Source organism: Methanofollis sp. (genome assembly GCF_028702905.1).
GTDB lineage: Archaea > Halobacteriota > Methanomicrobia > Methanomicrobiales > Methanofollaceae > Methanofollis.
In genome coordinates, this window is record NZ_JAQVNX010000095.1 from 1 (window position 1) to 8,092 (window position 8,092).

7 protein-coding genes and 1 tRNA gene are annotated in these 8,092 nt (G+C 61.7%); 6 read left to right on the forward strand and 2 right to left on the reverse strand.

The genetic code is table 11. The features are described from left to right. The 6 genes from PHP59_RS10110 to PHP59_RS10135 all read left to right on the forward strand — a co-directional run. On the forward strand, window positions 1-757 hold a 757-nt coding region (locus tag PHP59_RS10110), incomplete at its 5' end, for a M20/M25/M40 family metallo-hydrolase (protein WP_300166590.1). Between the two features lie 127 nt (window positions 758-884). Next, complete coding sequence (locus PHP59_RS10115; RefSeq protein WP_300166592.1) at window positions 885-1,535, forward strand: hypothetical protein; 651 nt, start codon at window positions 885-887, stop codon at window positions 1,533-1,535. A gap of 77 nt (window positions 1,536-1,612) precedes the next feature. Further along, a tRNA-Arg gene (locus PHP59_RS10120) sits at window positions 1,613-1,684 on the forward strand. A 361-nt stretch (window positions 1,685-2,045) separates the two neighbouring features. Next, entirely contained in the window at window positions 2,046-2,396 is a 351-nt protein-coding gene (locus tag PHP59_RS10125; protein ID WP_300166594.1) for a metalloregulator ArsR/SmtB family transcription factor, read from the forward strand. Further along, window positions 2,383-4,383: a cation-translocating P-type ATPase gene (locus tag PHP59_RS10130; RefSeq protein ID WP_300166596.1), complete on the forward strand. Its 2,001-nt coding sequence runs from the start codon at window positions 2,383-2,385 to the stop codon at window positions 4,381-4,383. Before PHP59_RS10125 ends, PHP59_RS10130 begins: the two co-directional genes overlap by 14 nt. Continuing rightward, window positions 4,367-5,218: a PHP domain-containing protein gene (locus tag PHP59_RS10135; protein WP_300166597.1), complete on the forward strand. Its 852-nt coding sequence runs from the start codon at window positions 4,367-4,369 to the stop codon at window positions 5,216-5,218. The genes PHP59_RS10130 and PHP59_RS10135 overlap by 17 nt, the downstream gene beginning before the upstream one ends. 4 nt (window positions 5,219-5,222) lie before the next feature. Here PHP59_RS10135 and cls read toward each other — a convergent pair whose 3' ends face one another. Further along, window positions 5,223-6,674, reverse strand: coding sequence for a cardiolipin synthase (gene cls / locus PHP59_RS10140; RefSeq protein WP_300166599.1), 1,452 nt, complete (start codon window positions 6,672-6,674; stop codon window positions 5,223-5,225). A 213-nt stretch (window positions 6,675-6,887) separates the two neighbouring features. After that, complete coding sequence (locus PHP59_RS10145; RefSeq protein ID WP_300166601.1) at window positions 6,888-7,523, reverse strand: hypothetical protein; 636 nt, start codon at window positions 7,521-7,523, stop codon at window positions 6,888-6,890. Window positions 7,524-8,092 lie beyond the last annotated feature (569 nt).

The following is an 8,092-nucleotide window of genomic DNA, read 5'->3' on the forward strand; positions in this document are numbered from 1 at the left end:
CATGGAGTATCTCCTTGCAAAGGATGTGCTGCGGCCCTGCGACACCCTCATCGCCGAACCGACTCCCCGCCTCTCCCCCTGCATCGGGCAGAAGGGACTGGCGAGGCTCTCCCTCTCCTTTTCCGGCAAACCCGGGCACAGTTCCCTGTACCCGGAGATCGGGCGGAGTGCGATCATGGATGCGCACGTACTCATCTCTTTTCTCCAGGAACTCCACGAACGGGAGTACCCGGTGAGTGGCGAGATGGAGGAGATCATCGCCCGGTCTTCAGGGGTGCTTGAAGGAATTTTCGGGACAAAAGGGCTTGACCGCATTCTCCGCCGGGTGATGTTCAACCCGGGCGTCATCTCAGGCGGAGAAAAGGCAAACATCGTTGCCGAGCGTTGCGACCTTGACCTCGACCTGCGCATCCCGTGGGGGTGCACGACCGGGGAGATCGTCTCCGAGATCGCGTCACATGCGCCCGCGGCGAGGATGAAGGTGACCTCGACCTCCGAACCTTCCTTTACGCCGCCGTCTGCCACGATTGCCACGCGCATCTCTTCGGAGATCGGGCGCGTGTACGGGGAAGAGGCCGTCCCCATCTTCCAGTGGGCAGCGAGCGATGCCAGGCACCTGAGAAAGGCAGGATTCCCGACAGTGGAGTACGGCCCGGGAGAAATAAAAACGATCCATGGCATCGACGAGCGGGTTTCTATTCCTTCGCTCAGGTCAGCCGAAGATATCTACAGTGGCCTCATTCTCTCGTATTGTTGATCCTGCCTCTGTTGAGATGTGGAGAATTTTTATATAGTACAAATTTTGATGCCTGTTCTCATAGATATAGGGTCGTCACGGACAACCTTATAAACCCATATATACCGGGAGCAAGTACTCGTATTTGATGAAGTCCCTCCACATGCTGCTCGCCCTCCTTGTCTGCGCCGCCCTTCTGGTGGCGGGATGTACCACTGCGGCCGAAGGTGGGTCACAGGAAAAACCATTCTGGACCAAGGATACGCCCGCCCCCACGCCGAACACACCAACCCCAACCGTGGACAGCGAATATGTCAGTCCCGCGACGCCATATCCCGCGACGACCGACCGCCCGAGTCCGCCGGCACAGCAGCACCCTGCTGTCACCCCGACGACGCCTGCACACCTGGAAGTGATCCACGAGAAGGTCGTGCTGGGCTACGGCCATCCTGCGGCTGCATGGGAGATCAATGTGACACAGGCGCCCCTTGTTGTGGAATTCTCCGTTCAGCCGAAGATGGTCACAAGGACGGTTGTCTATGAGAGCAGTTATGGAAGCCATAAGGAAGAGACGAAGACGGTGACCACCATCAGCGACAGAAGTCGGCTTGAGGTGACCGTGCGCGACGGGGACGGGAATATTGTGGCGCAGGACGGTTTTGCCGGCCTGTACTCCGTGGACGAATCAAAGAAAATCTTCGTTATGAGCCCGGGAAAATACCATCTGGACATCCGGGGCACAGATGTCACCGTCGATCTCTCCGCGATGATCGGGCAGACAGGACAGACAACAGAGTAAGTCTGACCCCTCCCCTGCCTGCTGAAGGGGAATGAATATATGGGAGAACCACCAATTTTATAGAGCACATCTGCAGTGTCCCGGTAGGGTAGTGGACATCCTAGAAGCCTGCGGAGCTTTTGACCCGGGTTCAAATCCCGGCCGGGGCGTTTTTCCCTTTTTCTCACATCACATCCTGACTGTCAGGTTCTTACCATGAAAATGATCCTGAAGATCGACTCTCCAGGTTTGCACGAGGCTCTGACTCTCATCGAGCATCCCCTTTCAGAGATGGAATCTCCGCCTTCTGCCTTCCCGGCCCTATCGCAATCCCGGGGGTTCGGGGGCAGCGCCCCCGGCGCGAGCGTGCGGGAAGGCACATCGATCAGCAAACACCCCAGAACAATTTTCATGCGGTATGCGTGAGCCCGCGGTTCATGCCTGATTCTACTCGGGAACTTTCTCTATCCCTCTGTCCGGGGAGAGGGCGCAACCACACTTTCATATGCATATGTGTTCATGTGATCAGATATGGATAACGACATCTGCACGGTCAGGTGCATCCACCAGGATGCCGTCGAGGAGGCCAGAGAGCATCTCATCGACGACCAGACCAGCCAGGCCGTCGCCGGGATCTTCAAGATCTTCGGGGACCCGACCCGGGTCAGGATCCTCTCCGCCCTGAGTCGCAGGGAACTCTGCGTCTGCGACCTCTCGGTCCTGCTCGGAATGAGCCAGTCGGCGATCTCCCACCAGCTACGTCTGCTGCGGGGGGCAAACCTGGTGACCTTCAGGAGAGAAGGGAAGGTGGCCTATTATGCCCTTGCCGACGACCACGTGACCGACCTGCTCAGGGCGGGGGCCGCACATGCACGGGAGTGAAGGCGGCGGCTGCAGCTGTGCGGCCTGCGGCCCACACCACGAAGAGGAAGAGGGCCACGGGCGACACGAGGTTGCGCTCATCGCCGGAGCGGCCGTCCTCCTGGCCGCAGGTCTGGTCGTCGACGGGGCGACCCCGTACGGGGGGGCGGCCCTGATGCTCTTCGCCCTCGCAGCGCTCGCCGCGGGGTTCGACCTCCTGAAAAGCGCCATCCGTTCGCTCCTCAGGCTCAGGTTCACGATGGAAGTCCTCATCGGCATCGCGGCCGCAGGGGCCTTTCTGATCGGGCATCCTGCGGAGGGGGCGACCGTCCTCGTCTTCTTTGCCGCGGCCGAACTCCTTGAGGCCCGTGCGGCGGAGAGGGCGCGCCGGTCGGTCGCGGACCTCTTCTCCCTCGCGCCGGTGAGCGCGCTGGTGCGGCGGGACGAGGGATGGACGAAGCTGGAGGTCCATGAGGTCGGGGTCGGCGAGCGCGTGCTGGTCAGGCCCGGCGACCAGGTCCCCCTCGACGGCGTCGTGGTGTCCGGGGCCTCGTCGGTGGACCAGGCGGCCCTGACGGGGGAGAGCGTCCCGGCCGCAAAAGAGATCGGCGACGAGGTCTTTGCCGGCACACAGAACCTGGAGGGCTCCCTCGAGGTGGAGGTGACGAGGCCAGACACGGAGAGCACCCTCGCACGCGTCGCCGCGTACGTGGAGGAGGCGCAGCAGCGGCGGTCGAGGACGGAGAGGTTCATCGAGAGGTTCGCACGGGTCTACACCCCGGCGGTCATCGCCGGCGCCCTCGCGGTCACCGCCCTCCTGCCCCTCGTCTTCGGGATCCCCTTCGCCGACTCGGTCTACCGCGCCCTCTCCTTGCTTGTCATCGCCTGCCCCTGCGCCCTCGCCCTCTCGACACCTGTCTCGATGGTCTCGGGGATCACGGCCGCGGCCAGGCAGGGGATCCTCATCAAGGGGAGCGACTACCTGGAGGCCGTGGGCCGGGCGCGGGTCGTGGTCTTCGACAAGACCGGGACCCTGACCACCGGGCGCCTGCAGGTGACCGCGGTGAAGGGGTCTGGCGACGCCGGTGAGAGGGAGATCCTCCATATCGCCGCCAGTCTGGAGGCCGGGTCGGGCCACCCCATCGCCGCTGCGGTCATGGCAAAGGCGCGGGAGGCCGGGGTGGAGGCCGGGCCAGTCGAGGGTTTTGTCGCGGTGCCGGGCTCGGGCGTGTGCGGCACCCTCGGCGGCCGGGCCTGCGCCCTCGGCAACGGCCGCCTCTTCCCCGAGGTGGAGAGCGCGTGGGAGGAGGAGAAAGGACGGCTTGAGGCCGCGGGCCAGACCGTCGTGCTCGTCGGCGACGGCGGCAGGGTGATCGGCCTGATCGGGCTGATGGACACCATCAGGGAGGACGCCGCCGCCACCGTCGCAGGCCTGCGGGCCCGCGGCATCAGGACGGTGATGCTCACCGGGGACAACGAGAGGGTCGCGGCGGCGGTCGCGGGCCGTCTCGGGATCGACGAGTACCGCGCCGGACTCCTGCCTGCTGAGAAGGTGCAGGCCGTCGAAGACCTGACCGGCCGCTTCGGTGAGGTGGTCATGGTCGGCGACGGCGTCAACGACGCTCCCGCCCTGGCCCGCGCCGGCGTCGGCATCGCCATGGGGGCGATCGGATCGGACATCGCCATCGAGACCGCGGACGTCGTCCTGATGCACGACCGCGTCGCCGGCATCGAGACCCTCATCGACCTGAGCAGGAAGACCATGAGGGTGGTCCGCCAGAACGTGGCCGTCTCCATCGCCGTGAAGACCGGGATCGCCGTCCTCGCCGTCCCCGGCCTCGTCACCCTCTGGATGGCGGTGGCGATCGGGGACATGGGCCTCTCCTTCGCGGTCATCGCCAATGCCCTCAGGATCCCGTGGGGGAGGGAGAGATCTCACCCGACACCCGCAGAGACCGCCGAAAATCAGACAAAACCGTTAGCCGTTCACCATGACAATACGCTTTGAACGTCCCGACCCTGCTGCGATCAGGGAGAGGGGATACACCCCCGCAGACCTCCATGTCCACTCCTCGTACTCGGACGCGCCGACGCCGGTGCGGGCACTCCTCGCACGGGCGGAAAGCCTCGGCATCGGCCTCGCCATCACCGACCACAACGAGGTCCGCGGCGTCGCGGAGGCGCTGGAGCGGAGGCCAGAGGCCCTCGTCGTACCCGGCATGGAGGTCAGCACCGCGGACGGGCCGCACATCCTCCTCTACTTCCCGACGCTCTCCGGCCTGCAGGACTTCTATGCCCGCGAGATCAGGGAGAGGAAGGGGAAGAGCCCGTACCTCGCGGTGCGCCTGACCACAGAGGAACTGGTGGAGAGGGGGAAGGGCTATGACTGCCTCATCACGGCGGCACACCCCTTCGGCTATTTCTTCCTCGACAAGGGCCTCCTGAAGTGCACGGCAAAGCACGCCATCGACCCCGCGGTGGCAGGGAGGGTCGACGCCCTGGAGGTGATCTGCGGGGGCATGAGCAGGGGCCTGAACAGGCAGGCGGCAGACGAAGCGGTCCGCACGGGCCAGGGCATGACCGGCGGCACCGATTCCCACCTCCTCGACCACCTCGGCGGGGTGGTCACCTGCTGCCAGGCCGACACGGCCGAGGAGTTCATCGAGGAGGTCAGGCGGAAGAGGAGCCATGTCATCGGCGAGGAGACCGGCGCCTTCGGGAAGGCCCTCACCGGCGGGGCGATCATCGGCGGGTTCCTGCCGTACACGATCCCCTCCCTGCAGGTGCATTATGAGCAGAACCTGCCCAGGCTTAAGCGCTATTTTACACGCCGGCGTGAATAGGAAATCACAGGAGAGGCGAGAAGAGGCGGGATACCGACTCCTTCACCTTGATGACCCGCCCGCGGGCTGCATAGACGGCAGGGGTGAGTTCGCTGCAGTCCCGGATGTCCGCAAGAAAGATCTCGTGGAGGCGCCCGGCCACCGCGGGGTCGTAGACAAAGGCGTTCGTCTCGAAGTTCAGCCGGAAACTCCGTTCGTCCCAGTTCGCACTCCCCACCGAGGCCGCGATGCCGTCGACAACGATCGTCTTCGCGTGGATGAAGCCGCGATCATAGGTGTACGCCCGCACCCCGGCCTCCAGCAGTTCCCCGATAAACGAATAACTCGCCCAGTAGACGAAGGGATGATCGGGTTTGCAGGGGATCATGACCCGCACGTCCACGCCGGAGAGGGCGGCGATCCGCAGGGCATCGGCGACGCTCCCGTCGGGCACGAAGTACGGGGTCTGGATATAGACCGACTTTTTTGCCGAGTTGATCAGTTTGAGATAGGCCTCCTTCACCTGGTTCCACCGGGCGTCCGGACCGCTGGAGACGATCTGGATGGCGGTCTCCCCGGCAGGGGCCATCTCGGGAAAATAGCGGGGGGAGTAGGAGAGTTCGGGGCCCGAGGCGAAGTTCCAGTCCAGGAAGAACCTCCCCTGCAGGCCGGCGGCGGCATAGCCCTCGATCTTCAGGGCGGTGTCGCGCCAGTAACCGAAACGCGAGTCCTTCCCCAGGTACTCGTCCCCGATATTGAAGCCGCCGACAAAGCCCACCCTGCCGTCAATGACCGCGATCTTCCTGTGGTTGCGGTAGTTCATCCTGGGGTTCAGGTACGGGACGACCGAGGGGAAGAAACGGGCGAGACGGCCGCCGGCATCGACAAAGGCGTCGAAGAAGTCGCGGGGCAGCCGCGCGCACCCCAGGCCGTCGACGAGGAGGCGGACCTCGACGCCCTGCCGCGCCTTCTCCGTGAGGGCGCCGACGACCCGGCGCCCGAGGGCGTCGTCCCTGATAATGTAATACTCGAGATGGACGAAGTCCCGCGCCCCGGCGATGGCATCGAGGAGGGCGGCAAACTTCTCCTCGCCGTCCGTGTAGACGGTTACCCTGTTGTCGGCCGTGAGAAAGGCCCAGTTGTTCCTCATCAGCATCAGGACCATGCTCAGGTAGGCCCCCAGACGGGGATCCCTGAAGACGATCTCCCCTTCGGCAAGGCTCTTCATCTGCGCGGCGATCAGGCCCTGGACACGGGCGTCGTCCTCGGCCTTCGCCTTGAAGAGGCGTTCCCGGTGATAGTTGTGGCCGAGAAAGAGATAGAGGACAAAGCCAAGAAGAGGGAGAAAAAAGAGGATGCTGAGCCATGCAAGCGTAGTCGAGGGGTTTTTGCGCTCGAAAAAAACAATTGTCACCGCAAAGAGCACATTCAGAAAGAGGATAGGGACAAAGAAGAGATCATAAAAGATGTCTATCATTCTCCTCACCTCGCGCGATACCGGCCTCTTATGCTCATGATTTCATCGGCCACCCGTGCCATTTGCTTCAAGCACCTCCCCCTATATTTGCTGGCCGGAGTATCAAGGGAGAGATACACGCATCGTAATATAGACATACCGTTCCCCCTCTCTTCCTGCGGGCCGTCACGTCCTGGCAGGGGGAGAGAACAGGAGCGGCGATATATATCCCCCTTACTCGTCATATCCGACGATTCTTCTCAGGTCTCTGGCATACTCACTCTTTTCCCGGCTCTTCGGGAGAAGCTGGAGGACTTCAAGTGCTCTCTCATAGCGCTGGGCGGCATAGGAGTCATCAAAAAGAGTGCTATCGACCTGCACCGGTTCCCCCAAACATCCGGGAGTGCACAATACCCTGAGGGCCTCCCTCTCCTCCGTCGAACCTGCAGTGACGACCTTGCCATGCATGCAGAAGGCATCGATTGAAACGAACCGGCCATAGATGCCGCCGTCGCACCGCCACATACGATCCCCTGCGGACTGGAACTTCTGCATTGTCTCCTTCAATGCCACGATCCTGCGGGCATAGTCTCCCCGTGAGATATATTCCTGGACCTCCAGCCTCTCCAGTTCCTCGTCGGTGACAAGAACCCGTATCCCGTCCAGGGGTCGTTTCCGAACATGGATGATATTGCGGCATGCCGGGCATTTTTTCGTTGCCATCGGCTTCTCCTTTAAATACGCATCGCAGTACGGGCACAGGGGTTCGACCTTCCCGAGGGCCTCCAGGTCGTGGGGTATCTCCGCGACGATGCTGTCGATCAGGAGGTCATAATCGACCTGACCTTCAGATTCCTGGAAAAAAGGCATTTCAGATCTGATGCCACCAGGACTATGAAATTTTACCATGAAAAACACCTGCGGCATTTTTCATCCCGATGCCCGAGACTTTGTTTTATGAGCAGGTTTCCGGAATGCATGCAGGACACCAACGACCCGGAAAACCTCGAACTGCTCTTCTCTCTTCCCATTCGATCCATACTCTCTCTCTTTACACTGTCATGGAGGACTGCCACACCCTCTCTGTTACGTACGGTCTGGCCTGGTGGTCTGCACTCTCTGTGCTGCCGATAAGACTCATCGGAAAATGATTCCAATTGTCTTTTTACGATAGAATTAGAGATTACGGATTCTCAGGCCCCGGATATGAAAGATTCCGTCCAATATTTTATTGCAATATATAATATACGTTACGCTTTTTATATCCAAATTCTATTTCACACCCACTATTTACAAACCCTAAAAAGAATACAAATAGATACGGAGGCATCACGATACGTTTTTAGCGTCAGCATGGACACACACGATCTTCGCGCCAGATGATGCCCGGGCGCATCACATCACCGCCAGTATCCCGGCCATCAGCGCCATTCCGGCAA

Coding starts and splice junctions, on each gene's coding strand:
- PHP59_RS10115 (WP_300166592.1), top strand. CDS start 885: ATGAAGTCCCTCCACATGCTGCTCGCCCTCCTTGTCTGCGCCGCCCTT.
- PHP59_RS10125 (WP_300166594.1), top strand. CDS start 2,046: ATGGATAACGACATCTGCACGGTCAGGTGCATCCACCAGGATGCCGTC.
- PHP59_RS10130 (WP_300166596.1), top strand. CDS start 2,383: ATGCACGGGAGTGAAGGCGGCGGCTGCAGCTGTGCGGCCTGCGGCCCA.
- PHP59_RS10135 (WP_300166597.1), top strand. CDS start 4,367: ATGACAATACGCTTTGAACGTCCCGACCCTGCTGCGATCAGGGAGAGG.
- cls (WP_300166599.1), bottom strand. CDS start 6,674: ATGATAGACATCTTTTATGATCTCTTCTTTGTCCCTATCCTCTTTCTG.
- PHP59_RS10145 (WP_300166601.1), bottom strand. CDS start 7,523: ATGCCTTTTTTCCAGGAATCTGAAGGTCAGGTCGATTATGACCTCCTG.